Source organism: Pseudoxanthomonas kalamensis DSM 18571 (genome assembly GCF_010211745.1).
GTDB lineage: Bacteria > Pseudomonadota > Gammaproteobacteria > Xanthomonadales > Xanthomonadaceae > Pseudoxanthomonas_A > Pseudoxanthomonas_A kalamensis.
The window spans coordinates 1-486 of the sequence record NZ_PDWQ01000132.1 but is presented as its reverse complement, the minus strand read 5'-3'; the positions used below and the strand labels follow the sequence as shown (position 1 = coordinate 486).

At 58.8% G+C, this 486-nt stretch carries 1 pseudogene; it reads left to right on the top strand.

Annotated features, from left to right (window positions below):
- Positions 1-125 precede the first annotated feature (125 nt).
- A pseudogene (locus CSC70_RS14370) lies at positions 126-368 on the top strand (BamA/TamA family outer membrane protein); the annotation flags it as partial.
- Positions 369-486: the final 118 nt, after the last annotated feature.

The following is a 486-nucleotide window of genomic DNA, read 5'->3' as shown; positions in this document are numbered from 1 at the left end:
CACAATCAAGCTCGCTGCCATAGGGCGCGTCAGTATGGCGCTGTATGGATTGGACAGTTAGGTATAGTCTTCCGGACAAACACACTATAAGCGGTCGTCTATCAGTGTCGCTTTTTTTTTTCAAGCAAATGTACTTCCCGAAGCTGTTCGACAGCCCGTCGGCGCGCATCTCGGCCTTCGTGGACGTCGGCAACGTGTTCAATGGCGTGGACAACTTCAAGTCCAACCAGCTGCGCGCCTCGACGGGTATCGCCTTGCTGTGGCGCGCGCCGGTCGGCCCGATCTCGATCAGCTATGCGGTTCCGCTGAAGAAGGAAGACAACGACGAGATCGAGCGCCTGCAGTTCACGTTCGGCGGTCAGTTCTGACGAACTGCCCACCCGCTGCCAGGGTGAAACTCTGGCAGCCCAGGTTTTCGCTGCGCGAACATCTGGCCGGGGCTTGGCCTGCCTAATCCCCGCGCCTTCGGCGCGCCCCCTTTAACAA